Raw genomic sequence first — 25,118 nt, forward strand, 5'->3', positions numbered from 1 at the left:
GACGTCTGGTTCGACTCGGGCACGAGTTTCGCCGCTGTTCTCGAAGGTCGTCCCGAGTGCCGATTCCCGGCCGACCTTTACCTCGAAGGCACAGATCAGCACCGGGGATGGTTCCACAGTTCGCTCCTGGCCTCGGTAGGCAACCGGGGAACGGCCCCCTACCGGGCTGTCCTGACCCACGGTTTCGTCGTCGACGGCCAGGGCCGCAAAATGTCCAAGTCTGTAGGCAACGTCGTCGCTCCCCAGGAGATCATCAAGAAGTATGGGGCTGAAATCCTCCGCCTCTGGGTGGCTTCGGAAAACTACCAGGAGGATGTCCGAATCTCCGACGAGATCATGGGCCGACTGGTGGACGCCTATCGCCGCATCCGCAACACTTTCCGCTTCATTCTCGGCAACATCTCGGACTTCGACCCCGAGGGCTCGGCCCTGACCGGCACGCACCTGCTTCCCCTGGACCGCTTCGCCCTGGACCTGGTCCAGTCCCGACACCGGACCATCCAGAAGGCCTATGAACGCTTCGAGTTCCACCGGGTTTTCCACACCCTCCACAATCTTTGCGTCACCGATCTCTCGGCATTCTACCTGGACATCATCAAGGACCGGCTCTACGTCTCGGCCCCGGACAGTCTGGAGCGGAACTCAGCCCGCACCGCGCTCTGGCATATTGCCTTGACCCTCCTCCAAGACATCGCACCCATCCTGAGTTTCACCGCCGAGGAGTTATTCTCCCACATGCCCGAAACCTTGCGTGGCCCGGGTCAGACCGTCTTCACCCTTCGCCACGACCTCCGGGAAATCTTCGTGACCCCGGAGGAACGCAATCAATGGGAAATCCTCCTTCAGGTCAGGACCGAGGTGTCCAAGGCCATTGAGCCCCTGCGGCAGTCCAAGGCCCTGGGGCATTCGTTGGACAGCCACGTCCGGCTCTTCGCCGACGAAGATCTTTTTAAAATTCTGGGGCCTCTGGCCTCTGACCTTGCTACCCTATTCATTGTTTCCAGGGCTGATCTGCTTCCAGCTGACCAGGCCCCGGCCGATGCCCAGGCCTCGACCGAACTGGAGGGACTCAAAATCATCGTCCAACGAGCCTCGGGTGACAAATGCCAGCGCTGCTGGATGTACAATGAAGAAATCGGAACCGACGCGGAGCACTCCGACGTCTGCCCCAGATGCGCCGCGGTGCTCCGGGATTTGGGATCGGGTGCCTAGATGTTTTTTTCCAACCGCTACACCTTGGTTTCGGCCATTGGAGCCGTCGTCCTCTTTCTGGACCAGATCACCAAGTTCTGGGTCGAGGCGACAATTCCCCGCTGGGGAACCGGAATGACCGTTATCCCGGGGTTCTTCGACATCGTCCATGTCCTGAACCGGGGCGCGGCCTTCGGCTTCCTGAATCGATCAGACATCCAGTGGCAGACCTATTTCTTCATCGGAGCCTCGGCCCTGGCCGTTGTCCTCATCTTTCACCTAGTCCGAACCGTGAACCGCGAAGACAAGCCGCTATTCATCGGCCTTGGCCTCATCCTCGGCGGAGCCATGGGCAATCTCATCGACCGCATTCGCCTGGGCGAGGTCGTCGATTTTCTGGACTTCTACATCGGACCCCACCACTGGCCGGCCTTCAACATCGCCGACATGGCCATCACCACCGGTTGCTTCTTCCTTCTTGTCTCCTTCTACATTCGGAAACGCGATGCATCCAATTCTCGTTGAAATCGGACCGGTAACCATCTATAGTTACGGTTTTTTTATTGCCATGGCCTTTTTGGCCGGCATGGGCTGGACCATGCGCGAGGCCCGTTTTCGCGGCATGAATCCGGCCCTGGTTTCGGATCTCGGTTTTTACATCATTCTTGGAGCCATTATCGGTTCCAGACTGCTTTACGTCCTTCTGAACCTCTCATTTTTCCTATCCAACCCCCTGGAAACCATCAAATTCTGGAAGGGAGGGCTGGTCTTCTCAGGAGGATTCATCCTTGCCGTGGTCTTGGGGTATCTGTATCTACGCCGCAAACAACAATCCTTCCGTCCCTGGCTCGACGCCTGCGCCCCGGGTCTGGCCCTGGGTCAGGCCATCGGACGACTGGGCTGCGTCTCTGCCGGATGCTGCTACGGGGCATCCTGCGATCTGCCCTGGGCCGTGGTTTTCACCGACACCAACTCCCTGGCTCCCCTTTTCAGGCCCATACATCCGACCCAGATCTACCATTCACTGGCCGGACTGACGACCTTCATCATTCTGCTCCTGGCCAAAAAATTCCTCAAAGGCCAAGGCGCCCTCATGGGCCTCTTCCTCATCCAGTTCGCTATATTCCGGTTCATCATCGAATTTTTCCGCGACGATTACCGTGGACATGTCGGATTCCTCAGTGTAACCCAAGTCTTGGCCATATGCGCCTTCGGCCTCGGCCTATGGCTTTTTGTGTCCGGGAGACGAAATGCTGCCCATACCCCATGACAAGCTGCTCTTGGCCATCCCCTTACTTTTGATCCCCATTCTGCCGAATCTCTGGGGCATCTGGCATACGTTCCGCAACGATTTCGAGACGCCCCAGGAAAAAATGCTCTGGATCTGGCTGAATACCCTTGTTCCGGTCCTCGGAGGCGTGCTCTACCTGCTCATCGGTCGCCGACGGATAAAAAAAGGAAACGATCAATGATCCGACTCCATCGCTTTCTTGCGCTTGTCCTTCTGGCCCTTTCCCCCCTTTGTCTTTCCTGCATGGCCGGCAAGCAGGACATCGACTCCCTCAGATCGTCCATGTACGGAATGCAACAGGCCCAGCAGGCCGAAAATGAGAGACTCAACCAACGGATGGACGAACTCGAGACTCAATTTTCCGGTATCCGTTCCGAGCTTGACCGGACTCTGGCCGACTCGACCCAAACCGTCCGAAGCAATCAGGCCAACCAATGGGCTGAGATCGAGTCCCTCCGATTGGAAGTGGCACGAATTCTGGGCCGTATGGAGGAAACTCAGCGATCCTTCTCCGGCACAACCAGGTCGAACGAAGTTGAAGGCCAGCGGCTGGCCGTTCTTGAAAATCGGATCAAGGCCTTGGAAGGACGGCTGGAAGAAATCCAAAGTCAACTCGGTTTGGAACGCGAAGGCCAAGCTCTGGTAAAGCATCAGGACACTCCGGATGTTCCCGCACCAGCCTCTCCGCCTCTGATTGCCCCCATACCCGGATACAACTCTGCCGAAACTCTCTACAAAAAGGCGCTGGAATCCTTCTATGAAAAAAATTACGATGCAGCCCTCTCCATGTGGACTGAATTCGTCAGGGCCTTCCCGGACAACGCATTGGTCTCCAACGCCATCTTTTGGCAAGGGGAGTGCCACTACCAGAAAGGTGACTTCGCAAACTCCGTCCTCTCGTACCAGAAAGTCATCGAGGAGCATGCCGAAAGCAACAAGTACCGCCCGGCACTCCTCAAACAGGGTATGGCCTTCTTCAAGATGGGCAAGGACAAGGCCGGAACCCTTGTTCTCCAGGATCTGATCAAAAAATTTCCGGACTCGGTGGAGGCCAGAAGGGCCAAGGGATTTCTGAAAAGTTCTTGACCAACAACCATGACAGCGACAGAGGACAGCGCAGCATGACCGAAAACCGGGAATTCAAAAGAATCGTCATCCTCTCCTTTCCACCCTCTATATCGGGCTCTCCAGTGGTCAGCACCCTGACCCTACGGTACGGCTTGATCTTTAACATCCTCAAGGCCAACATCAACCCGCGCCAGGAAGGGTCCATGACTCTGGAACTGTCCGGCACCGAGGAAAATTGCGCCCAAGGGATTTCCTATCTCCAGGAAAAAGGCATTGAAGTCGTGCCCGTGGCCCAGCGCATTTCCCGGGATGACGAATCGTGTATGCACTGCGGCCTCTGTACCTCGGTGTGTCCGACCAGGGCTTTGGCCGTCGATCTGGAGACCAGACTGGTCACATTCAACGTGGACCGGTGCTCTGCCTGCGGCATGTGCACCCGGGTCTGCCCGGTCAAGGCCATGCATGTCGAAAGCGACAGCGACATCTGATCCGGTTTCAAGGCCCAAAGACCGGTCTCGCAACCGATAGAGGAGGGAAGCATGAATGATCAGAACAGGACCTTTTCCCGGGTTCCCACCCGCATCAAGGGGCACGCCCGACTGGTCCCCGGTCCAGAGGTCCAGCCGATGTTCAGCGGGTGCGCGGCATGCAATCTGGACATCACCTCGGATATTCTGGCCGGATCTGGCTTTCCTCCCCAGGCGGCCAAGCTCCTCTCAGCCATGAACACCAAAATCGACATGATTCTCGGACACCTCGACCAGCAGGACGTCCGTGATGACTATCCGCTTGGCATGGATATCGTCGAACTGAGTGCTGCCGGACTCAAGTTCATGTCCGAACGAAAATTCACCATCGACGAACACCTCGAGGCTGTTCTGATTCTGAGCAGATATCCTTTGCGCATGGCCGGAGTGGTCGGCACCGTGGTTCGTGAGGAATCCTGGAACGACAACCCGCTCTATGTCGTCGGGTTCACGAACCTGCGGGAACAGGACCGAGAGGCCATCATCCAATTCGTCTTTCAGGAGCAGAGGGAAATCATCAGGAGGGGAAAGCATGCTGAATGAAAGCACATTGAGCCTTCTGAGTCATTTCAGACGACAGGCCTGGTCCGTGTGCGGGGCACTGCTGCCCGGCATGGTACACAACGCCAACAACATGTGCCATGTCATCGATATGCAGATAGAGCTCCTCCAGTCCAAGATCCGGAACAGGCCGGAGACCCCCATTCAAGACCAGGCCACCAAATTCGAACGCATCGCCTCCGGCTCCAGGCAGCTCATGGGACTTTTGGCCATCCTCGGCCAGCGACAGACCTATGTCTCCGAGCAGGATACCCAAATCGAGTCCGGCGAATACCTGAACTGGCTGACTGCCTTCTGGCAGAGCGACCTGACCTTCAAGCACAAGACCGCTCCAGAGAATACTGTCAAACCTGGAACCCCGAACCTCGTTCTCCCCCCTCTTCTCTTGACCTGCACCTTGGAGGCGATCCTTCTCCAGGCCCTGGAAGGCGCCAGAAACCACGAGGGAGGCCGCCTGCCCTTCGTCTTCACAGCAACGCCCTGGAGCCATGGGGCCGCGTTTTCCCTGGCTGTTCCGGCATCGCCGGGTTTCACGTCCCGGCCCACGGACACAACCGATGGCTTGACTCTCGAGGCCGTCCCCGGTCTCGGATGGGAACCCTTCACAAGCCACGACGGGTCCACTGTCACCAAGGGCATCCGCATCCCCCGGCAGAAAACTGATCTGCGGGGATGTGCGTAAACTGCGGCTCCAAAAGATAAACGGAGCAGAGCCCGACTCAGGAAGATTCGGATTTCTTGTCGGCCCTGGGATGGGCGCGGTCATAGGTTCTGACCATGCCATCTAGGGTCAGATGGGTGTACCGCTGGGTTGTCGACAGCCTGGAATGACCGAGGAGTTCCTGGACACTGCGCATATCCGCTCCGGACTGCAAAAGATGCGTGGCAAAGCTATGCCGGAGCATATGCGGGCTGACCCCCTGGGGTAGGCCGATCAGAGCCGACAACCTGGCCATAATGCGGTTGGCTTCCCGCCGCTGCAGCCGTCCGCCCCGGACTCCGACGAAAAGAGCCATGCTCGTCGCTTCTGGTCCGAAGGCCTCCCGCTGCTCAAGGTACCGTTCAATCCGCTTGGAACTTGCGTCTGTCAGGGGCACGACGCGGTCCTTGTTTCCCTTGCCGGTCACCCGCACCGCGTTTTGCCCAAGATCGAGGTCCGTCAGATCGAGACCCAAGGCCTCGCTGATCCTCAGCCCTGAGCCATAGAGCAGTTCGGCCAGGGCCAGATCCCGCAACCCCTTGGGGTCCGGGGGCAATCCGGCCTCCATCAGAGCCATGGCTTGATCGGCATTGAGGACCTTAGGCTGCGGCTTGGCCTGCTTGGGATTCGGCAAATCGGCCATGGGGTCTGGCCCCTCGAATAGGCGCATCTTTCGGCAGAACCGAAAAAAGGATCGCAGGGCAGAAAGTTTTCGGGCCACCGACGACTTGGCCATGCCCCGGCGATGAAGTTCCCCAGCGTATCCCAACATCATTGCCCCGGAGATCTCTCCTGGCCCTTGCCAGGATTTCCCTCTTTCTAGGCAATAGGCTTCGAATTGGGCCAAATCCCGATCATAGGCCTCCACCGTCCGAGGCGAACATCCCTTCTGCACCTCGAGATGGGAGAGGAACAAGAAAATCGCTTCAGGTCTCTCGCTGGTCGAGGACATAGCAACTCTTGGGGTTCTTCTTGGCTTCCTTCTTCAAATTCATGGCGATCTGGGAGGCCTCGCCGAAATGGCGGAGCTTGGCATTGGAGTTCAGGACTACGGCAATGGATACAGCCATCATCGGGAAGGTCTGCTGTCGGCCCTGACGATCAACTGACAAAATGCTCCCCCGCTCCCTGTCGTCCTGATCGTAGAAGTTCGGCACGATTGCGTCGAAGCTGTCGACGATCATCTTGCAGGCCGTCTCCACCCTTTCGGGTGGCATGATAAAGACGAAATCGTCCCCTCCGACATGACCGACAAAAGATTCGATGCCGACAAAGCTGCGGATGGTGTTGACAATGACCCGGGCGGTCATCATCAGGATCTCGTCCCCCCTGGAAAATCCGTACTTGTCGTTGAAAGACTTGAAGTGATCCAGATCGACGTAGGCCATGGCAAACTTCTCACGACGGTCGATGAGATCCTGGATCTTGTGGATGATGGAGGTGTTGCCTGGAAGCTTGGTCAATGGATTGGCGTCGAGTTCCCGGGCCGCCCTGGCCAGGGACAGTTCCAGACGGGCCCTAGCCGAGACTGGCTCGAGAGGTTTGATTAAAAAATCGTCGATCTCCAGCTGACGGAAGTCCAGGCTCAGATCGCGAGGCTCCAGACAGAGAACCACCGGCAACTGGCGGTAGACGTTTTCGCTCTTGACCGTCCTGGCCAACTCCACCCCAGAAAAATCGGCCAGGGAGTTGTCCACGACCAAAAGATCCGGCGGATCGGTGAACAGATACTCAATGGCCCCGGACCCGCGCGAGAACACCGACCAATTCACTCCTTGGCACTCGGGCCATAGACCGAGCAGTAGATCTCTCAGGCCGCCGTCCTCGCTGACAAGGAAGAAATGTGCTGCATAATCGCACCCCATGAGTTCTCCGTTCAGAATGCAGCCAGCTCCTCAAAATCGCCGGCCACGGAATCCAACAGGTTGTCAATGCTGCTCAGGCTGAGTCCGAGTCCTTCCAGAGCCGTTTGATCGAGATGACTGACCTGATCGTCTCCTCCGGACCCGACTTCGAACAGCCTGGTCATGAAATCGGCCACGTGAACCACCCTCGGCATGTCCGGGTAATGGGCCTCGGATTCCAGGCGATGATGGAGGACGAGCCCCTCTTTAAGTCGCAGGGGAAGGTTCCAATGCTCGGCCAACCACATGTTGATCCGGTCGTGCCCGAACCCGAAAACCCGCCGTTCAGCCTCCAGATAAGTCAGATCCTCAGTGCGGACCAACTCGTCGGCCTCGGCCTTGAGGTCGGGCAGCTGGACCGCGGCCAGAACCTTGCCGATGTCATGAAGCAGCCCGGCCACGGCGTACTCTTCGGGATCCTTGAAGCCGGCGGCTTTGGCCACGGCCGAGCTGGCCATGGCGCAACCCAGGCTGTGTTCCCAGAGGCCGACCATATTCGTGGTCATGATGTCGAAGACCGAGGTCGAGATAATGATCCCCCGGATGACATTGAATCCCAAGAGGACGAGGGCGTGCTGAATGGTCCCGATCCGTCCGGGAAAACCGTAGATGGGCGAGTTGACCATCTTCAGAACCTTGGCCGACAAAACCTGGTCCCGACAGATGAGCTTGGCGATCTGCTCGGTGGAGGAATTGGGGTCCTCCACCAGCTTGGTCACCTTTTCCAGGGCCGTTGGCAGAGTCGGCAAGCTCTTGACGGCCAGAATTCTGTCTTTTCGTTCGGTGCGAAGATCCCCGACCATCATACGCTCCCTTCCGCTTCGGTGTGTTCCATCTCGGTCGATGCTTTGGCTTTGGCCACGGCCTCCTGTCGAACCCAATGGCTCTTGATCGCCGCCTTGACCTCCATCATCCACGGATCGATCTCGAACTTCCTGAATAGATGATCCAGGCGCTTGATCTGGGCCGATGCCGTTCCGCCTGTTCCGCCTTCATCAGCCAAAGGGTGCCCTTCGACGACCACGTACTTGATATCCATGTTTTCAAGTCGGGTGATGAGGCCATCTGTCAAGGTCGTGCCCTCCCCGACCAGAACCATCCCGTTTTCCCGCGTGATGGGCTTTTCCAAAACCATTCCCGGCCTGGCCAGGGGAAGAGGAATTTTTTGCATCGAGGTCCTCCCGTTGAATCGCCGGAGATCTTCAAGCCTCCGGACCGAGTTCGTAATGCATCCCGGGCAATCTGCGGACCAATCCGTCCATTTCCAGACAAATCAATATCCGACTTACTGTGGCCGAATCCAGGCCGGACCGCCTGGCCAGTTCGTCAATGTGGGGCCTTGCCAAATCCCGAAACTGGCGGACGACCATCCAGTTGTCTCCGTTCAGTTTAGCCTCCAGCCGCTCGAACACGTCGAGCTCTGGACTGGAGTCGGCGTTAAATTCCAGGCCTCCCTCGGCCGAACAAGGGCGGTCCTCGGAGACCCATTCGGCCTCAAGGATCGGAGCCAACTCATGAAGAATATCCTCCGGAGTCTGAACTAGCAAGGCTCCCTGACGGATCAATGCGTGACACCCGGCGTGATTGCCCGACGTCACCGGGCCGGGCAGTGCGAAAACCTCCCTGTTCTGTTCCAGCCCGAGTCTGGCCGTAACCAGACTTCCGCTCTTGACCGCCCCCTCCACAATCAGAACGCCCAAGGACAAACCGCTGATAATCCGGTTGCGATGGGGGAAATTTTTTGCCTCGGGCTTGGTTCTCGGAGCGAACTCGGTTACGATCAGCCCCTTGGCTGTCAGAATCTTCCAGAGTTCGCGATTGGAGGCCGGGTAGACCACGTCGGGGCCGGTCCCCAGAACGGCGATGCTCGAACCGACTTCGGCCAAACCGGCCTTGTGGGCCTCGCTATCGATGCCTGCGGCGAACCCGGAAACAATGGTTAAGCCGGAAGCGGCCAGCTTTTTGGAGAACAGAGAACAGGCCTCCAGACCGTACGGGCCGCATTGTCGGGATCCAACCACGGCCAGGCAGGGCCTGCTCAAGAGTGATGCGTCCCCGATCGTGTAAACGAGAACCGGCGGGTCCGGGATTTCGCGCAGCCGATCGGGATACTCCCGGTCAGTATACAGGATCACGGCGCATTCCAGCCGAACAGCGTTGGCCAGTTCCCGCTCCGCGTTCCGCTTCCACTCATCCTCGCCCAGGCGTCGAACCTGCCACTCGCGGACCACTCCGTCGGCGACCCAGGAATTCCTGGCCTCCCAGACGGCGGCGAACGTCTTGTAACGTTCGAGAAGCCGTTTCCAGGTCCTCGGACCGAGCCCGGGGACATGCCTCAGGGCCAAGGCCACTCGGATTTCGAAGGATTCGGCCAGACGTCGGCCCTCGATCAAATTTGTCCTCCCCGGAAATACGATCCACCGGACATCGGATCCGTTCCTAGGACCGGCCTCCGGATTCCCGACGGATCATGCCTGCGGCGTTGGAATCGGGATAGTCCTCCAGAAGCACCTTGCGGTAGAAGTCGGCGTTTTCCCTGTCGTTCAGATTCCGATAGGCATAGATGGTCTTCAGCAGGGCATCGGGAGCCTTGGGGTGCCTGGGATAAAGCCTGACGACCTCCTTCAGGCTGAGAATGGCCTGGGCATAACGCTTTTCGCTGTAGTGACATTCCCCGATCCAGTACATGGAATTGGGGATCAGGGCATTGCTGGGATACTGCTTACCGAAGGCCGTGAACAATTCCCTGGCCTGGACAGGCTTGCCGGCCATGAGAGTGTCCAGTGCCCGCTGATACAGGGCCTCGGGTCCGGCCGGGTCGGCCCCGGGCCTGGGGCGGGCTGGTTCCGGAGCTGATCTGTCCATGGCCGGGGTCCTTTCAGGGACCACGGCCGGTTCGGGATCCGGAGCCGGAGTCGCCGCGACCCCGGCCTCGACCGACAGATTCTCCTCGACTATGCCGTCGGCCTGGGCGAGCTGAAACTGATTGAGTCGGCCTTCGAGCCGTTCCACCCTGAACGAGAGGGCCTGTATCTCCTGCTCCAAGGCCGTGTTCCGATCCTGGGACCGGACCATTCCGCTCTCGAGATTCTGCATCCGCCATTCCTGCCCAACGCCCGGTTTTCCGGCGCATCCGGCCGCGAGCAGAACCAGGCAGACGATCGCGAAAGTCGGCCGGATAAAAACCTTCTCCTGCCGCCGCCTCTTCGACCCGTCAGGGTTCCTGTTGCTTCGAGACATGATTGAAAACAACTCCTTGGTCATAAAATCCGCTGTTGGGCGGGGACGATACGTCAGGCCATGGCAATGATCAAGACGAAAGAACGCTCCCTGGCCCTATCCCCGAATCTGGAGTCCATGGGCGGCTCGTTTTAATCCTGTCGAAGTCTGTCCAGCCCGCAAAAAAAAACCGGATAATGGTGAAAAATGTACTTTCCTTCGGTCCCGGCCTGACCGAAGGTCGGGCCATGGTTTCCGGGCGGTTAGATGCACCGTCGATCGACAACAGGATACACGTCAGGTCCAGACCACCCCAAAAGACCAGGCCCTCAACAAGGAAGGTGCAAAATGTGCTTTGATCATCTGAAGTTTACATACGACCTGCAGAACCGGGAAGACGGAAACGTCAACATCAGGTTTCTCGGAGTCGACTGCTCCGATCTGGCCACGGCCTCGTTCCTCCATTCGGTTTTCATCACCTTTATGAACGACGAAAATTTCTCCAATTCTAGGGAAATTTCCTGGGTCAACAGCGAGAACGCGGCCCTGTACTTCAAGCCCCAGCACAAGGGCTCCATCCTCGACGGCGACCTGGAGGTCAATCTGGCCTGCCAGGCCAAGAAGGAAAAGGCCGTCACCGAACAGATCGAACTCAGCTACCAGCAGGTGGCCATGCTGAACATCGTTCTCCAGAAGGCCATCAGCGTCATGTAGAGCCGATCAATTCTTGCGGCCTGCCAGCGCCCCCGAACGGACTTGACCGCGCCGGGGACATCTGAAAGAAAACCCGCTTTCGACCCACAACAAGGCAGGCAGGCCATGAGAAGAAACATCGAACATGTCGGCTGGGGACAACTCAGCTATGAGATACGGGCCATCGTCGCCGTGGCCCACGATCTTCGGCGTCTGGGTGTGGACATCACCTGGGAAAACATTGGCGACCCCATCGAAAAGGGCGAAAAAGTCCCGGAATGGATCAAGGACATCGTCCGGGATCTCGTCTCCGACGACAAGACCTACGGCTATTGCGCCACGGCCGGAGTGCCCGAAACCCGGGAATTCCTGGCTGGCCAGGTCAACCTCCGCGGCGGCATCCAGGTCACCGCCAACGACATCATCTTCTATAACGGCCTGGGCGACGCCGTAGCCAAGATCTTCGGCTTCCTCCGCCGCGAGGCCCGGGTCATCGGACCCTCCCCGGCCTATTCGACCCATTCCTCGGCCGAGGCCGCCCACTCGGGATACGAGCACCTGACCTACACCCTGGACCCCGACAACGGCTGGATGCCCGACCTCGAAGATCTCGAGAACAAGATCCACTACAACGACTCCATTGCCGGCATGCTCCTGATCAATCCGGACAATCCCACCGGTGCGGTCTATCCCCGGGAAATCCTGGAAAAGATGGTCGACATTGCCCGGCGCTACGACATCTTTGTCGTCTGCGACGAAATCTATGCCCACATCGTCTACAACGGGGCCCAAACCTGCCATCTGAGCGAGGTCATCGGCGAGGTTCCAGGAATGGCCCTGCGCGGCATATCCAAGGAATTCCCCTGGCCCGGGGCCCGTTGCGGCTGGATCGAGGCCTTCAACCAGGACCGGAACCCGGCCTTTCAGAAGTATCTGTCCAGCCTCATGAACGCCAAGATGCTCGAGGTCTGCTCCACCTCTCTTCCCCAATACGCCATTCCCAGGGTCATGGGCGATCCGAGGTACCTGGACCACTTGGAGCGGCGCAAACGGATGTTCGAATCCCGGGTCAACGAAGCCTTCGACATCCTCAATTCCTACGACTACATCAGGGTCACCCGGCCCCAGGGGGCCTTCTACATGGCCGTCCTGTTCGACGACGGCATTTTGAACGACAACCAGACCCTGCCCCTGAATGATGCCGAAGTCCGCAAATACGTCGAGAACAAAGTCAAAAACGTGCCCGTGGACAAGCGATTCGTCTATTATCTGCTGGGCTCCGAAGGCATCTGCGTTGTCCCCCTGACCGGGTTCTGCTGTGGCCGCAAGGGCTTTCGGATCACCCTTCTTGAAACCGACGACGACAAACGCCGGGACACATGGCACCGCATCGGCCGGGCCGTGAAAACCTACGTCGAGTCAATCTGAGCGGGAAGCGACCATGAACATCACCCTCGACCTCTGGTCCGCCTCTCTCTACGCCCTGGCCATGGTCTTCGCCTCCTGCGTTGTCGGACTGCCCCTGACGGCCGTGGGGAGCGAGGCCATTTCCACCTTCGGCCGCAAGACCTTCGCCGACAAATTCGGCCAACAGACCATGCGCTTCGGCCTGGTCATGATCGTGGCCACATGGGTGGCCCTGGGCACCCAGTTCGGCCTCATGGCCCGGGATGGCGTCCTGACCCATCCCCTGCTGGCCGCCAACCGGGAACTTCTCCTGGCCGCCCTGAGTCTTCTGGCCCTGGGCTCGGTCCTGTCGGCCCTCTCCTATCTGCAATGGAAGAAGTGGAAAAAAGAGGCAAGGGGCCTGCATCTGGGAGTCGGCATCGCCGGGGTTCTCTCCCTGGCCCTGGCCTTTCTGGCCGCTGGATTTGTTCTGCGCGGCCTTGTTTTGTTTCCGGATCGGCCGGTACTCACCTCCCTGCCCGGACAAGCATCCCTGTTCTGGCCCCTGTGGATCCAATGGCTGGCCCTGTCCGTGGCCCTGTCGTCCGGTCTTACCCTGGCCTACCTCCTGACCCGCCGCCTGCGCGACGACTTCGGTCGGGACTACTACCGCTACGCCCTGCGGTTCGGGGCCCGCTGGGCCCTCTGGCCCCTGCTGGCCCTCGTCCCTCTCTGCTCCTGGTTCTTTTTTCTGGCTAGGTCCGGGGTTCATTTCACCGCCCCGGACATTTTGGTCGCAGCCGGAAGCCGGGGCCTGACCCTGGCCGCCGCCGTCATCTGCTGGCTGGCCGTAGCCAGATCCGACAGCCCCCTGCGCCTCAAGTGGGCCGTGGTTCTGGCCGCCGCCCTGGTCTTCGTCTTTGTCCTCTTCACCCTCGCTTCCTTCACGGCCATGCTCATCCAGTTCTGCCCGGAACTCACCGGCCAAACATTTGTCGGCATCTGGCTGGCTCCGTAAATCCGAGAAAACCATGCCCGCCTCCTACCTCCGACTCTTTGCATCCGGAGAATTGGAGCGCCGGGCCCGCGAAAGCGTGGCCCGCCTGGAGGACTGCCGGCTCTGCCCCCGCTCTTGCGGGGTGGATCGGCTGGCCGAAGAGGAAGGCTTCTGCCGCACCGGCCGTCTGTCCCGCGTCGCCTCATACGATCTTCATTTCGGAGAGGAGGCGCCTCTGGTCGGCCGGTCCGGATCCGGAACCGTGTTTTTCATGCAGTGCAATCTGGCCTGCGAATTCTGCCAGAACTGGGACATCTCCCACGGCCATGAATGCGGGGTGCGAGGCGCCGAGGTCGACGCCAAAGGCCTTGCCCGGATCATGCTCGACCTCCAGAATCGCGGGGCCGTCAACATCAATCTGGTCACCCCGAGCCATGTGGTCCCCCAGATTCTGGAAGCCCTGATATTGGCTGCCGAGGGGGGACTGCGCCTGCCCCTGGTCTACAACAGCGGCGGCTACGACCTTCCCGAAACCCTGGAGTTGCTCCGGGACGTCGTCGACATCTACCTCCCCGACGTCAAGATCTGGGATCCCGACCTGGCCGGGGCTTGGCTCGAAGCCCGGGATTATCCGGAACGCGCCCGGGCGGCCGTTGCCACCATGCACCGACAGGTCGGGAATTTACGGATCGATGAAAAAAAAGTGGCCAGACAGGGGGTTCTGGTCCGCCACCTCGTCCTGCCCGAGGACGCGGCCGGAACCGGAGAATGGATGAAATTTTTGGCCGATCTGTCCCATGACATGTATGTCAACGTCATGGGACAGTACCGTCCTTGCGGTCGGGCCGGATCATACCCGGCCCTGTCCAGGGCCGTATGGCCCGAAGAAGTCGAGGCCGCCCGGGTCATGGCCCGACAGGCCGGCCTGTCCCGACTGGACGACCGGGAGTCGGACCTCGTTGAACGGCTTTTTCGACGCTTGGTCGAGCCCTGACAGTCGAACGAGGGGCCTCAAATCCCGGCTTCGACCGCCAGCGACTCCCGAAGCATGACCGCCCAGTCCCGGAAGGCAGCCTTGGCGTGGCCCCAGGTCGTATATCCGGCCAAAAGGTCCTTATCCACAGGGGCACCCTTTCTGGCATCCACCACCGCCCCCAGGAGCTCGTTGGTCGTCGAGTCCAGGAACATGGCCTCCATGGACGCCCCACCCATGTCCAAGGGAATGAACACCCCCACCGTGGTGATGACGTTGACCACCGGGTTGGCCGGAACCAAATCGGTAATGGCCGCCCGGATGCGCAAGACGTCCGGGCCGGGCTTGTCCACCACCGGGTACACCCCCTCCATCTCCTCGATGACCGTGGTCCTGAAATGGTCGGTCAACTCCTTGAGCACGTCGGGCTCGATCTGACGATTTTTGGCCTCTGGGTGGAAATAGACCACCACAGGGTCGATCTGGAGCTTTTTGTACCGGGTCCAGTCGACCCCCTTCTTTTCCCACCAGCGCATGCTCTCGTCCTGGGGATCCGGACGCAGGGCCGAATAGTCAGGCAGAAAGCCGGACTGGGGCGGCGGCTTGGCGCATCCGGACGTCAGCAGACAGGCCGCCATGACCAGGAAAAAAACAGAGCCGTATTTCATGAGACGATGATTCATGCTTCCACCTCCCGCATCGGGGGTTCGTTGTTTGAAACTTCCCGAACCTCGCTTTCTCCCGGCCACGACGGGGTCATCAAAAGATAGAGGCACGGTATGACCAATTGTGAAATCAAAGTGGCCGAGATCAGGCCGAAGATGATGGCGTTGCAGAGCGGCATCCACATGGGGTTGCTCAGGGCCAGGGGCACCAGACCCACCACCGTGGTGATGGTCGTGCTCAGAATGGGCCGCAAACGGTCGGCCGCGCCACGGGCCGCCGCTTCCCTGACCGATAATCCGCCTTTTCGGTGGGTGTTCATGGTCTCGATCATGACGATGGCGTCGTTGACCACGATGCCCACCAGGGAAATGATGCCGATCATGGCCGGAAAGGAGAACGGAATCCAGGCCAGGAAGAAGCCGCCGAAGGTTCCGATCAGGGCGAAGGGCAGGGAGAGCATGATGATGAAGGGCTGGGTGAAGGATCCGAACTGCAGGGCCAGCAGGGCGAAGACCAGAAAGATGGCCACCACGAACATCTTGCTGGCCGACCCGTAGGTCTCGGCCGCGGACTCGGCCTCCCCTCCAAACCGGTAGTCGTAGCCCGACGACCACTCGGCCCGCATGGCCTGGAGGCCGGGCTCCAAATCAGCCAGAATCTCGTTCACGGTCCGATTCTCGGTCTTGGCCAGCACGGTCACGGCCCTTTGCCCGCCGTCATGGGTGATGGACAGCGGGGCTTGGCCCAGAACCGGGTCCAGGATCGAAAAAACCGAGACCGTCTCCCCATTGGGCCTGACCGGTCGGATCAGGGCCACCTCCTCGATCCGGGTCGGACCTCCGGGCAGTCCCTCCCGGCTGGGCCAGCTCGTGCCCATCCGGATCTCCAGATCGTCCCGGGTCCCGCCCAAGGGGAATTTGCCCACTTCATCGTCGGTCATGGCGAAACGGACCTGATAGGCCAGGTCGTCCTGACTGATGCCATAAAAATCAAGAGCCTCGCGTTTGGGCCGAAACACCACATCCTGGCGCATGGGGCCCAGATTGTCGCGGACGTCCGTGGTGCCCGGAATGCTCCGCAGGGCCGTCTGGACCTGGTTGGACATGGCCCGCAAAAGATCGATGTCGTCGCCCTCCAGACGGATCTGGATTGGGTCTTCGGTGGTCGATCCCCCTGTCTGGGGGGTGAAGACCAGAAGACTTCCCGGATACCGGGCCAGGGCCGTCGTCAGCTCGGTCCGCAACTCGTCCAGATACTCGAAGGCCATCCGGTCCCGGTCCTCCAGTTTTGTGAAGATGCAGGAGAATCCGACGTAGGATGGGTCCTTGAACGGAACCAGGGACTCGCCGATGGAATTGCGGGACAGGGGGCTCTTCTGACCGACAAAGGCGGCCACGCTTTCCAGATAGGGCTTGGCCCGCAGAATCTCGCCCAGATCCCCGGCCACCCGCTCCGAAACGGCCAGGGTCGTGTCCGGGGCCAGTTCCACGGTGACGCCGAGGTTCCGGCCGTCGGCCTTGGGGTAGAGCAGACTCGGCAAGAGCCCCATGCCCAGGACCGAGAGGACTAGAAGAACCACCGTGACCCCGACGCAGGCCAGGGCCGTCCATTTGGAGCGCAATGTGGCCGTCAGGCTCCAGGCCGCCAGCCGGGCCGAACAGATTTCGGTCAGACGGTCGATGCGGCTGGGCTTCCCGCCGCTTTTCACGTTTCGGAACACGGCCCGGGACAGAGGGATGTCCACCAGCAGGGCGATGACGAAACTCAGGACCAGACAGCAGATGGCCGTGACCGGAATGATCCGGATGAACTTGCCGTCCACGCCACCGATGCCGAACAGGGGGACCATGGCCAGGATGGTCGTGGCCTGCCCGGCAAAGGCCGGCATGGCATAGGTCCTGACCGTCCTGACGGCCGCCTGCTCGAAGGTCAGGCCGTGGCCGAAGACCCCTTCGTGCATGCCCTCCATCATCAGGATGAAGACGTCCACCAGAAGACCCAGGGCGATGACCATGCCGATGATGACCATTTCGTTCAGGGTGTAGCCCAGGGCCTGGACCACGGCCAGGGCTCCGAGAAAGGTCACCGGGATGGACAGCCCGGCCACCAGGGCTTCCCGCCAGGAGAGCATGAAAAAGAGGACGACAAAGACGCAGAGCATGGCCTGCCAGCCGTTGTTGAACACGTCCCTGAGCTTCTCCCAGACGTATTCGGACTGGTCCGAGGTGATCCGGTACTCGATGCCATACGGCAGACTGGAACCCTTGGCCTCCCGGGCCAGGACCTCCTTGATCCCGTCGATGGTCTTCAGGGTGTCCACCCCCGGGACCTTCAGAACCGAGATGTCCACGGCCGGTCCGAAGTCCGAGCCTCGCCAGCTGACCATGACCCGCGAGGTTTCCCGCTCCAGATCACGCCGGACATGGGCTATCTCGCCCAGACGGACGACGCGACCGGACCCGATCCGGGCCACGGGCAGATCCTCCAGATCCCGGACCTCCCGGAACCGGCCCTGAAGCCGGATCACGGCCCCGATCTCGTCGCTCTCGATCTTGTCCCAGGGCATATCGACGTTGGCGGCCTGAATCTTGTCCCGGACCGCCGTGGCCGAGATGCCCAGGGAAACCAGACGGCCGGGGTCGAGCAGAACCCATACCACCTCCTTTCGCCGTCCGCCCAGCTCGACCTTCTTGACTCCGGGAACCTTTTCCAGCCGGTCCTTGAGATGGGCGGCCGCGTTCCCGAGCATGGCCGCATCCATGGGCCCGAACAGGGCGATGGTCAAAATCGGGGTGTCGTCCACGGACACCTGCTCGATCCGGGGTTTCCTGGCCTCTTTGGGCAGGTCCGGCTCGGCGTCCCGGACCTTTTCCCGCAGAAGCTGCATGGACTCGGTCAGATCGGCCTCGGACCTGAACTCCACGGCTATGATCGAAAAGGAGTCGAAGGATGCGCTGCGGACCTGCTTCAGACCTTTGAGGGACTTGATCCGCTTCTCGATTTCATTGGTGACCTGCTTCTCCATGGTCTCCGGGTCGGCCCCGGGCCATTCGGTCTCCACCGTGGCCTGAGGAATGGCCAGGTCCGGGGCGGCCTCCTTGACGATGGACTGGTAGGCCATCAGGCCCGAAATCACCAGGGAAGCCGTCAGCAGGATGGCGAAGATCGGACGGACAAGAAAGAACCTGGCCAGGGCCGAGGGTTCGCCTGGTTCGGAACGAGGGGGATGAGTGACGCTCACGGCCCGGTCTCCCCGACGATTTCGACGATTTCCACCGGAGCCCCGTGGGTCAGGCGGTGCCGGCCGTCAGTGACCAGAAGATCTCCGGCCTCGATTCCGGTGGTGACCTCCTGGGCAATCAGTCCGGAGATGCCCTCCACCACGTCCACCCGCTCGACCACGCCCCTGGCCTCGTCGACCCGGAAGACCGAGGGTTTGTTCTGGCGGTAAATGAAGACGTCAAAGGGCACCATCACGGCCTCGAGTTTTTCCTCCACCACGATCCAGGCCGTGACGAACATCCCGTCCCGAAGTCCCGGGCTGCCTCCCTCGGTGCGGACCTTGACCTGGATGGACCGCCCGCCCGGGCTGACCGCCGGGTTGACCGAAAAGACCGTCCCTGGGACCACCTCCTCCCGAGACGGGCCATCGCCCAGATCCCCGGATATTGGGGCCAGGCCCGGGGCCGTCATGACCAGGGCCGGCTGACCGGGCCGGACCAGCATGCCGTCGAAAAAGGGCAGCTCCATGGTCACCTCGAACCGGGTCGGGTCGATGACCACCATGGGAATGGTCCGCAACAGGGCCTCCTCGCTGCTCATGTCCACCAGATTGGCTGCGAAGTAGTCCCCTTGGCGGATGTTCATGAAGGTGATCACCCCGTCAAAGGGGGCATGGATGCTGCTCTGCTCCATGGGCAGCCGGGCCTGGTTGATGCGGGCCTCGGCCGCGGCCACCGAGGATTGGGCCGACTCCAGGCGGGCCTGGGCCGAGCGGACCGAGGACTCGGCCGTCTTGAGTTCCGTCCTGGCCACATCGAGTTCGTGGGCTGAAACAGCCTTCTGGCCGTGGAGGTATTCCTTCTTGCGGACGTTCTCCTCGGCCAGCCGTTTCTGGGCCTCGGCCTCGGCGATCTGGGCCCGGGCCACCTCGACCGTCTGTCTGGCCTCGGCCAGACCGGCCCCGGCCACCTTGAGCTCCTCCACATGCTGACGCTTGTCCACCGAGGCCAACAGTTCACCCAGGCGCTCGCCCTCCCGGGGCCCGCGGACCGGGTCACCCTCGGCGATGGGCGTGCCGTCGCCCTTGGTCTTGACGTAGGTCACCCGGCCCGGATGCTCGAAGGTCAAGAATTCCCGGCGCACGGCCCGGGCCGTGCCTTCGCCGAAAACCAGGGCCTGGATGGGCCCGAGGCTGGCCCGGACGCAGCGCACCCCCATGGACTCGCTCCCCTCGACTCGAAAGGCCGAACGATCTTCCGACCGATCCTGAACCCGTTTCACGGCCAACCCTACTGTTACGATCACGATGATCAGCAGGGGAACACCCACCAGCAACCTACGTCTGTTCGTCGCGTTCATCTCACCTTTCCGTCACGTTTCGTCTCTCGAAAATGCCTCGCCTTCGAGCGACCATCCCAATCCGATTTTCGGTTCAAAATTTTCAGCCCGGAAACTCGATAAATTGAATTTTTGTCAAATTTCTTCCAAGGCTTGAAAACGCCCTTCACACGTCTCGATTATCGATTTGAACGTATTGCAGGTACAGATAAAACTACTTGTTGAGACATCTTTCATCTCCACCAACCCACCCAAAATGAAGAAAAACCCCTGAACGAATTCCGATTGAAACGATAGTGTCCTTTAACGCGTTGAAACCAAACATCGAAACGAACGTCGCATAGTCATGGAACCATTCTGAAGTCCGACTGAAGGAATGAACCAGCATGACCGCGTGAGCCGCATGAAATCGCCGGGCCTCGATGATGGCTGATGCCGTGCGATGGAGCAGTTGATACCTAATGGTGTCCGGGACAGAGGGAAAATTCAAAAGAGAAAGCAGATAATTGAGACGCTTGGCTTTTCCGGGACTCGACTTCTCTTGCCATTCTTGAATGGTGGGGCCGAAGGGCTCAGAAACCTTACCCTCTACGGCGATAGAAATAAGGCCGCCTTCAGTGCGGGCCAAAGCCCAGACATCGTTTTGCGATGACCGAGAGCTGCCCGGCAATGCGACTTTGTGCTCCGGGAAGGCGAGCAAGAGTTCTAAAGACGGAAATCGGGGTGTCAAAACAGACTCAATTTCCGGAGGAAAGCCGTCTGACTCCTGCCAAGAATGGGCGAGCGTCCGGGCAGAAAATCCCCGTTGCCATTGTTTGACCGGTTCGGCCAAAAACTGTGCCCATTGATCTACACTTGAAGCTGGAATGTAGACTCTACTCAAAACGCGACGCCCCCTCTATCCTTCCGCCCCTTGGCCGAAAAGCTTGTCAAGCATCCGGTCCATGGCCTCTCTCGTCACTGGTTTGGCCAGATACTCGGTTATCCCGGCGGCCATGAAAGACTCCCTATCCCCGGACATGGCGTAGGCGGTCATGGCCACCACCGGCATTTCGACATTCCGGGCCCCGGCCAATCCGGCCCGGATGGCCCTGGTTGCCTCGACCCCGTCCATGACCGGCATCTGTATATCCATGAGCACCAGATCAAATGTCCCTTCCTTCAGGGCCTCCAAGGCCTGGCGGCCATCCTCCACCGTGGCCACGGTGTGACCCGACTTCTCCAGGAGCATCGACGCGGCCAGACGGTTGACCGGTTCGTCCTCGGCCAGGAGAATACGCAAATGGGGCCCCGTCGCGGTCGAATCTGTCCCTCGAACCGGACTCGGGCCAATCGTCGGCTCGACTTGGCCGAAGGTCACACAGAAATGAATGGTCGTGCCCTCCCCGGCCTGGCTTTCCAGTGAGATATGCCCATCCATGAGTTCCACCAGTCGCTTGCAGATGGAAAGGCCCAGACCGACCCCCTGAAACTGCCGCTGGTATCCCTCACCGAGCTGGGTGAAGGGCTTGAACAGGAAATCGATCTTGTCGTCGGGGATGCCGATGCCCGTATCTATTACCGAGAACAGGACCCGGCAGGTTCCGGACGTGACTGTGGGTAGTGGGTAGACCTCAATGGCGATGGATCCCTGGCCGGTGAACTTCAAGGCATTGCCGACAAGGTTGTTCAGGACCTGCTGGAGCCGGGCCCCGTCGCCCATGACCTGCCTGGGAACCCCGGGATGAAGGTATCGCCGGAGATCGATCCCCTTTTCCTCGGCTCCGATCCGGAAAAGACCGCAGACCTGGTCTATCAGTTCTTCCAGATCGAGGGGCTCGGACTGGATCTCTATCCTGCCGGCCTCGGCCTTGGAGATGTCCAGAATATCGGAAAGCAGTTGGGTCAATTTGCCTGAGGCCTGGGCGGCGGCCTGAAGATACTCCTCCTGCTCCCGGTCCACCCGCGTCGTCTGCAGGAGTTGAAGCATGCCGAGGATGCCGTTCAGCGGGGTCCGCAGATCGTGGCTCATGTTGGCCAGAAACACCGACTTGGACCGATTGGCCTTCTCGGCCTTTTCCCTGGCCTGCTGGATGGCCTCCTCGGCCCTTTTTCGATCTGTAATGTCCGCTGCCACGCTGAGCACGGCCGGAGTATCGCCCCAAAGGACCTTCTTGGCCGTCACCTCCAGACGAAAGACACTGCCGTCCTTGCGGAAGTGGCCGACTTCGAAGGTGTCCTCGCCTGTTTCTTCGATCTTCCGGAACCGCTCGGCCAGTTTTTCCTCGCTTTCGGGCACGTCCAGCTCGTGCAGGTTGACGGCCATGAACTCGTCCCGTCCATATCCGTGCATGTCGAACGTGCGCTCGTTGGCGTACAGGAACCGGCCATCGTAGTCGTGAACGGTGATTGAACATGGGGCCAGATCGACCATCTCGGCCAGCAGGCGCATCCGCTCGGCCAAACGTTTGGCCTCGGTGATGTCGTGGAGAAAACAGACAGCCTTGCCCCCGTCGTGATCCATCCACCTGGCGCTGACCTGGACATCAACCAGACCACCGTCCTTGCGGCGGTGTCTGGTCTCGAAACACAGGCCCCCGCTTTCCTCCACGGCCCGCATTCGACCCTCGAAGCCATCTCGGTTGTCTGCATGGTCCACGTCCCAGACCTGCAGACGGCACAACTCCTCCATCTCATAGCCGAGCATGTCCGACGCGGCCCTGTTGACCCGCAGTATCCGGCCGTCCATTCCCACCAGCCAGAACCCGTCAAAGGCCGTGTCCAAAATTCTCCGGGACTGGACCTCGGCCTCCAGGCGAGAGGAAATATCCCGGGCCTGGCCAAAAAAGAAGCGGCGGCCGTCAAGAGCGAAAGAGACGGCGTTGACCTCCACAGGATACGTCGTGCCGTCCGCCCGACGATGGACCGACTCAAAAAGCACAGCCTCGCTGTCCTCGCGATCCCGCCAAAACTCGGCTGCGGCATCCTTCTGAAAATTGACGTCTACGTCCTCGATGCCGAGGGTCAGAAGCTCTTTCCGGGACCTGCCCGTGGCCCAGCAGGCCTCGGCGTTGACGTCCACGAACTGCCAATTCTCATCAACCACGAAGATGGCGTCCTTGGACGTCTCCACCAGCCGCCGGTAGCGCTCCTCGCTGGACTGCAGCCGATCCGTGGCCCGAGTCCGCTCCGTCAAATCGATGCCCAGACAGGTCACATCCTGGGGAAAACCTCCGGCGTCCAAGGTCAGGACATTGGCCCAGGAAATGATCAACCGCTCTCCTGCCCGGGTCACGATGTCATTTTCGTACCTGGAGAACCCGTGGGTATGCTTCCGGGCCATGACCTGCCGAAAGACGTTTTGGATCCGGTCGCGAATGTCCTCGGGGACGAAAATCTCGAACCAGTCCCGGCCCAGAACCTCCCCTGCCGTCCAGCCGGTCAGTTCGAGCAGGTGCCGGTTGGCGAACAGAATTCTTCCCTGGGGATCGATGGTCACCCCGATCTGGGGGGCGTCCTCGATCACATGGTGCCATTTGCGCTCAGATGCGAGCAGGGCCTCCTCGGCCTGTTTTCGTTCGGTTATTTCGGTGAAGAAATTCAAGGTTGCCGGGCGTCCGTCCCAGTCGATGACCGTTCCGGAGACCTCCAGCCAGATCCCGAGTCCCTCTTTGGTCAAGCCCCGAAATTCGTAGCGTTCCGGAACCAGGCGATCCGCGAGACGCCCTTGGTGCTGTCTCAATACCAGGGATCTATCGTCGGGGTGGACCAGATCAAGAATGTCGAGCTGAAGGAGTTCGCCGGGCGAATATCCCGATTTTCTAGACAACCAGGGATTGGCAAACCGGATCATCCGGTCCTGGATGACGGCGATGCCCTGGCGGGCGTTCTCGACAATGCACTCGAGCTGCGAAAGCTTGTCGGAGACTTCGAAACACTTGCCTCGTCCAACATCCGCCACGAGGACCTCCTTGGTGAAACGGACCCGCGCTCGGGGGTTGCAATCCCACACTACCATCTGTCCGGGCCGAGCACAACGACTTTCGAGGTTCGCGGCGGAAAGATGACTTATTGGGACGGACGGTCCAAAACCTCCCGGACCAGGGTCAGAAGTTCCCCGATTTTGAAGGGTTTGCCCTGGAAAGCCGCCGCCCCGGCCTCCAGCGAAACCCGGACCTGATCGTTCAGGGCGTATCCGCTGGCGATGATCACCCTGACCTTGGGGTTCAAGGCCAGCAATTCCAGCAGGCATTGATGCCCGCCCATGCCCGGCATGTTCAAATCCAGGAGCACAAGGGCCACCCGCTCCTGATTGGCCTCGAACACGCTCAAAGCCTCCTCCCCGCCGGCGGCCTCCAAAACCTCGTACCCGGCATCGGACAAGGCCTCCATGGTCAAGTCCCTAAGATCCGCCTCATCGTCAACGATAAGGATGGTCTCACGACCGGACCTAAAAATCTGAGTTTCCGGAGAAGTGCTCGGTTCCGGCCGGACGGCCGTCGGATCGGCCGGCAGAAAAATTGTAAACGTCGTCCCCCGGCCGATGATGCTGTCGCAGACGATGGCTCCACCATGATCGGTGACGATCCCGTAGACCGAGGCCAGGCCCAGGCCGGTACCCTTGCCCACTTCCTTGGTGGTGAAGAAGGGCTCGAACATCTTGTCCATGATCCTCCGGCTCATCCCTCGGCCAGTGTCGGCCACCGTCAGCCGGACATATGGCCCCGGCGACAGGTCTTCGGGCCCCTCACCTTCCTCCAGAATCCGGTTGGAGGTGGACAGGCTGAGGACGCCCCCCTGGGGCATGGCGTCGGCGGCGTTGGTGGCCAGATTAAAAAGCATCTGCTCGATCTGGACCGGGTCGGCGTGGATCGGCCACAGGCTTGGTTCCAAATCCGTGACCACCTCGATCATTCGGGGGATGGTCTGGGTCAGGACCATGACCGCGTCCTCGATCTCCCAATTCAGATCGACCAAAACCCTTTGGGACTCGGCCTTGCGACTGAAGATCAGGAGCCTGCGGACCAACTCGGCAGCCCTCTCCACGGATCGTTCGATGGTCTTCAGTCTGGCATGATCCCGGGCCCCTGAGGCCTTGTCCTTGAGGAGAGCCTGGGTGGAACCGCCGATGGCCTGCAGGATGTTGTTGAAGTCGTGGGCCACGCCTCCGGCCAACGTCCCCAGTGCCTCCAGCTTCTGAACCTGGTTGAGTCGGTCTTGCAAACGCTCCCGCTCGGCCTCGGCCGCCTTTCGCTCGGATATGTCCCGCATAACCGTGGACAGATATTCGGGCTTTCCCTTGGACCCGTCATGGACCATAATTGTTTGCACAACCGATAGTTCACGACCATCCCGATGGCGCAGAGCCGTCTCTCCGGCCCATGTTCCCCCGGCCAGGGCCGC

The 25,118-nt window shown here is 60.2% G+C and carries 24 protein-coding genes; 12 read left to right on the forward strand and 12 right to left on the reverse strand.

The annotated features are described in order from the left end of the window. The 8 genes from ileS to EOM25_05315 all read left to right on the forward strand — a co-directional run. Nucleotides 1-1,212, forward strand: a 1,212-nt coding sequence (gene ileS, locus EOM25_05280; GenBank protein ID NCC24602.1) for an isoleucine--tRNA ligase, incomplete at its 5' end; no start/stop codon positions are given. Next, complete coding sequence (lspA, locus tag EOM25_05285; GenBank protein ID NCC24603.1) at nucleotides 1,213-1,716, forward strand: signal peptidase II; 504 nt, start codon at nucleotides 1,213-1,215, stop codon at nucleotides 1,714-1,716. Beyond that, nucleotides 1,697-2,461 (forward strand): prolipoprotein diacylglyceryl transferase, encoded by a 765-nt coding sequence (lgt, locus tag EOM25_05290; GenBank protein NCC24604.1) that lies wholly within the window; start codon nucleotides 1,697-1,699, stop codon nucleotides 2,459-2,461. Before lspA ends, lgt begins: the two co-directional genes overlap by 20 nt. Next, entirely contained in the window at nucleotides 2,442-2,663 is a 222-nt protein-coding gene (locus tag EOM25_05295; protein NCC24605.1) for a PLDc_N domain-containing protein, read from the forward strand. The genes lgt and EOM25_05295 overlap by 20 nt, the downstream gene beginning before the upstream one ends. After that, a complete protein-coding gene (locus EOM25_05300) occupies nucleotides 2,660-3,568 on the forward strand; it encodes a tetratricopeptide repeat protein (protein NCC24606.1) in 909 nt (302 codons plus the stop codon). The genes EOM25_05295 and EOM25_05300 overlap by 4 nt, the downstream gene beginning before the upstream one ends. Nucleotides 3,569-3,603: 35 nt before the next feature. After that, nucleotides 3,604-4,038, forward strand: coding sequence for a 4Fe-4S dicluster domain-containing protein (locus tag EOM25_05305; GenBank protein ID NCC24607.1), 435 nt, complete (start codon nucleotides 3,604-3,606; stop codon nucleotides 4,036-4,038). Nucleotides 4,039-4,089: 51 nt separating this feature from the next. Further along, a complete protein-coding gene (locus tag EOM25_05310; GenBank protein NCC24608.1) occupies nucleotides 4,090-4,620 on the forward strand; it encodes a PilZ domain-containing protein in 531 nt (176 codons plus the stop codon). Next, the gene (locus EOM25_05315; GenBank protein NCC24609.1) at nucleotides 4,610-5,320 is read left to right on the forward strand and encodes a hypothetical protein; all 711 of its coding nucleotides are present in this window, start codon (nucleotides 4,610-4,612) and stop codon (nucleotides 5,318-5,320) included. The genes EOM25_05310 and EOM25_05315 overlap by 11 nt, the downstream gene beginning before the upstream one ends. A 37-nt stretch (nucleotides 5,321-5,357) precedes the next feature. Here EOM25_05315 and EOM25_05320 read toward each other — a convergent pair whose 3' ends face one another. The 6 genes from EOM25_05320 to ybgF all read right to left on the reverse strand — a co-directional run bounded on the left by EOM25_05320 (nucleotide 5,358) and on the right by ybgF (nucleotide 10,506). Continuing rightward, nucleotides 5,358-6,290, reverse strand: a complete 933-nt coding sequence (locus tag EOM25_05320) for a tyrosine recombinase XerC (protein ID NCC24610.1) — start codon at nucleotides 6,288-6,290, stop codon at nucleotides 5,358-5,360. After that, the gene (locus tag EOM25_05325; protein NCC24611.1) at nucleotides 6,265-7,203 is read right to left on the reverse strand and encodes a diguanylate cyclase; all 939 of its coding nucleotides are present in this window, start codon (nucleotides 7,201-7,203) and stop codon (nucleotides 6,265-6,267) included. Before EOM25_05325 ends, EOM25_05320 begins: the two co-directional genes overlap by 26 nt. 11 nt (nucleotides 7,204-7,214) lie before the next feature. Next, nucleotides 7,215-8,045: an HDOD domain-containing protein gene (locus EOM25_05330; protein ID NCC24612.1), complete on the reverse strand. Its 831-nt coding sequence runs from the start codon at nucleotides 8,043-8,045 to the stop codon at nucleotides 7,215-7,217. Next, nucleotides 8,045-8,413 (reverse strand): hypothetical protein, encoded by a 369-nt coding sequence (locus EOM25_05335; GenBank protein ID NCC24613.1) that lies wholly within the window; start codon nucleotides 8,411-8,413, stop codon nucleotides 8,045-8,047. The genes EOM25_05330 and EOM25_05335 overlap by 1 nt, the downstream gene beginning before the upstream one ends. A 31-nt stretch (nucleotides 8,414-8,444) precedes the next feature. After that, nucleotides 8,445-9,617, reverse strand: a complete 1,173-nt coding sequence (dprA, locus tag EOM25_05340; protein ID NCC24614.1) for a DNA-protecting protein DprA — start codon at nucleotides 9,615-9,617, stop codon at nucleotides 8,445-8,447. 64 nt (nucleotides 9,618-9,681) lie between these two features. After that, a complete protein-coding gene (ybgF, locus tag EOM25_05345; protein ID NCC24615.1) occupies nucleotides 9,682-10,506 on the reverse strand; it encodes a tol-pal system protein YbgF in 825 nt (274 codons plus the stop codon). 303 nt (nucleotides 10,507-10,809) lie between these two features. Here ybgF and EOM25_05350 point away from each other — a divergent pair, with 303 nt between their 5' ends. The 4 genes from EOM25_05350 (at nucleotide 10,810) to EOM25_05365 (ending at nucleotide 14,531) form a co-directional block, all read left to right on the forward strand. Further along, complete coding sequence (locus EOM25_05350; protein ID NCC24616.1) at nucleotides 10,810-11,175, forward strand: hypothetical protein; 366 nt, start codon at nucleotides 10,810-10,812, stop codon at nucleotides 11,173-11,175. A gap of 105 nt (nucleotides 11,176-11,280) precedes the next feature. Beyond that, nucleotides 11,281-12,582: a pyridoxal phosphate-dependent aminotransferase gene (locus EOM25_05355; protein NCC24617.1), complete on the forward strand. Its 1,302-nt coding sequence runs from the start codon at nucleotides 11,281-11,283 to the stop codon at nucleotides 12,580-12,582. 13 nt (nucleotides 12,583-12,595) lie between these two features. Continuing rightward, nucleotides 12,596-13,558, forward strand: a complete 963-nt coding sequence (locus EOM25_05360; GenBank protein ID NCC24618.1) for a hypothetical protein — start codon at nucleotides 12,596-12,598, stop codon at nucleotides 13,556-13,558. 13 nt (nucleotides 13,559-13,571) lie between these two features. Beyond that, nucleotides 13,572-14,531: a radical SAM protein gene (locus EOM25_05365; protein ID NCC24619.1), complete on the forward strand. Its 960-nt coding sequence runs from the start codon at nucleotides 13,572-13,574 to the stop codon at nucleotides 14,529-14,531. 17 nt (nucleotides 14,532-14,548) lie between these two features. Here EOM25_05365 and EOM25_05370 read toward each other — a convergent pair whose 3' ends face one another. The 6 genes from EOM25_05370 to EOM25_05395 all read right to left on the reverse strand — a co-directional run bounded on the left by EOM25_05370 (nucleotide 14,549) and on the right by EOM25_05395 (nucleotide 25,034). Continuing rightward, on the reverse strand, nucleotides 14,549-15,193 hold the full coding sequence (locus tag EOM25_05370; protein NCC24620.1) for a DUF3313 domain-containing protein: 645 nt from the start codon (nucleotides 15,191-15,193) through the stop codon (nucleotides 14,549-14,551). Continuing rightward, nucleotides 15,190-18,417 (reverse strand): efflux RND transporter permease subunit, encoded by a 3,228-nt coding sequence (locus EOM25_05375; protein NCC24621.1) that lies wholly within the window; start codon nucleotides 18,415-18,417, stop codon nucleotides 15,190-15,192. The genes EOM25_05370 and EOM25_05375 overlap by 4 nt, the downstream gene beginning before the upstream one ends. Further along, entirely contained in the window at nucleotides 18,414-19,757 is a 1,344-nt protein-coding gene (locus EOM25_05380; GenBank protein NCC24622.1) for an HlyD family efflux transporter periplasmic adaptor subunit, read from the reverse strand. Before EOM25_05380 ends, EOM25_05375 begins: the two co-directional genes overlap by 4 nt. Before the next feature lie 193 nt (nucleotides 19,758-19,950). Further along, the gene (locus EOM25_05385; GenBank protein ID NCC24623.1) at nucleotides 19,951-20,619 is read right to left on the reverse strand and encodes a hypothetical protein; all 669 of its coding nucleotides are present in this window, start codon (nucleotides 20,617-20,619) and stop codon (nucleotides 19,951-19,953) included. 15 nt (nucleotides 20,620-20,634) lie between these two features. Then, entirely contained in the window at nucleotides 20,635-23,733 is a 3,099-nt protein-coding gene (locus EOM25_05390) for a PAS domain S-box protein (protein NCC24624.1), read from the reverse strand. 50 nt (nucleotides 23,734-23,783) lie between these two features. Further along, nucleotides 23,784-25,034, reverse strand: a complete 1,251-nt coding sequence (locus EOM25_05395; protein NCC24625.1) for a response regulator — start codon at nucleotides 25,032-25,034, stop codon at nucleotides 23,784-23,786. Nucleotides 25,035-25,118 lie beyond the last annotated feature (84 nt).

This window comes from Deltaproteobacteria bacterium, from assembly GCA_009929795.1.
GTDB lineage: Bacteria > Desulfobacterota > Desulfovibrionia > Desulfovibrionales > Desulfomicrobiaceae > RZZR01.

Bases quoted from the DNA above. Each gene is read 5' to 3' on its own strand.
- EOM25_05365 (NCC24619.1), top strand. From the start codon at position 13,572: ATGCCCGCCTCCTACCTCCGACTCTTTGCATCCGGAGAATTGGAGCGC.
- EOM25_05325 (NCC24611.1), bottom strand. From the start codon at position 7,203: ATGGGGTGCGATTATGCAGCACATTTCTTCCTTGTCAGCGAGGACGGC.
- EOM25_05355 (NCC24617.1), top strand. From the start codon at position 11,281: ATGAGAAGAAACATCGAACATGTCGGCTGGGGACAACTCAGCTATGAG.
- EOM25_05295 (NCC24605.1), top strand. From the start codon at position 2,442: ATGCTGCCCATACCCCATGACAAGCTGCTCTTGGCCATCCCCTTACTT.
- lspA (NCC24603.1), top strand. From the start codon at position 1,213: ATGTTTTTTTCCAACCGCTACACCTTGGTTTCGGCCATTGGAGCCGTC.
- EOM25_05310 (NCC24608.1), top strand. From the start codon at position 4,090: ATGAATGATCAGAACAGGACCTTTTCCCGGGTTCCCACCCGCATCAAG.
- ybgF (NCC24615.1), bottom strand. From the start codon at position 10,506: ATGACCAAGGAGTTGTTTTCAATCATGTCTCGAAGCAACAGGAACCCT.
- EOM25_05300 (NCC24606.1), top strand. From the start codon at position 2,660: ATGATCCGACTCCATCGCTTTCTTGCGCTTGTCCTTCTGGCCCTTTCC.
- lgt (NCC24604.1), top strand. From the start codon at position 1,697: ATGCATCCAATTCTCGTTGAAATCGGACCGGTAACCATCTATAGTTAC.
- EOM25_05360 (NCC24618.1), top strand. From the start codon at position 12,596: ATGAACATCACCCTCGACCTCTGGTCCGCCTCTCTCTACGCCCTGGCC.
- EOM25_05315 (NCC24609.1), top strand. From the start codon at position 4,610: ATGCTGAATGAAAGCACATTGAGCCTTCTGAGTCATTTCAGACGACAG.
- EOM25_05335 (NCC24613.1), bottom strand. From the start codon at position 8,413: ATGCAAAAAATTCCTCTTCCCCTGGCCAGGCCGGGAATGGTTTTGGAA.
- EOM25_05390 (NCC24624.1), bottom strand. From the start codon at position 23,733: ATGGTAGTGTGGGATTGCAACCCCCGAGCGCGGGTCCGTTTCACCAAG.
- EOM25_05395 (NCC24625.1), bottom strand. From the start codon at position 25,034: ATGGTCCATGACGGGTCCAAGGGAAAGCCCGAATATCTGTCCACGGTT.
- EOM25_05370 (NCC24620.1), bottom strand. From the start codon at position 15,193: ATGAATCATCGTCTCATGAAATACGGCTCTGTTTTTTTCCTGGTCATG.
- EOM25_05380 (NCC24622.1), bottom strand. From the start codon at position 19,757: ATGAACGCGACGAACAGACGTAGGTTGCTGGTGGGTGTTCCCCTGCTG.
- EOM25_05320 (NCC24610.1), bottom strand. From the start codon at position 6,290: ATGTCCTCGACCAGCGAGAGACCTGAAGCGATTTTCTTGTTCCTCTCC.
- EOM25_05305 (NCC24607.1), top strand. From the start codon at position 3,604: ATGACCGAAAACCGGGAATTCAAAAGAATCGTCATCCTCTCCTTTCCA.
- EOM25_05350 (NCC24616.1), top strand. From the start codon at position 10,810: ATGTGCTTTGATCATCTGAAGTTTACATACGACCTGCAGAACCGGGAA.
- EOM25_05330 (NCC24612.1), bottom strand. From the start codon at position 8,045: ATGGTCGGGGATCTTCGCACCGAACGAAAAGACAGAATTCTGGCCGTC.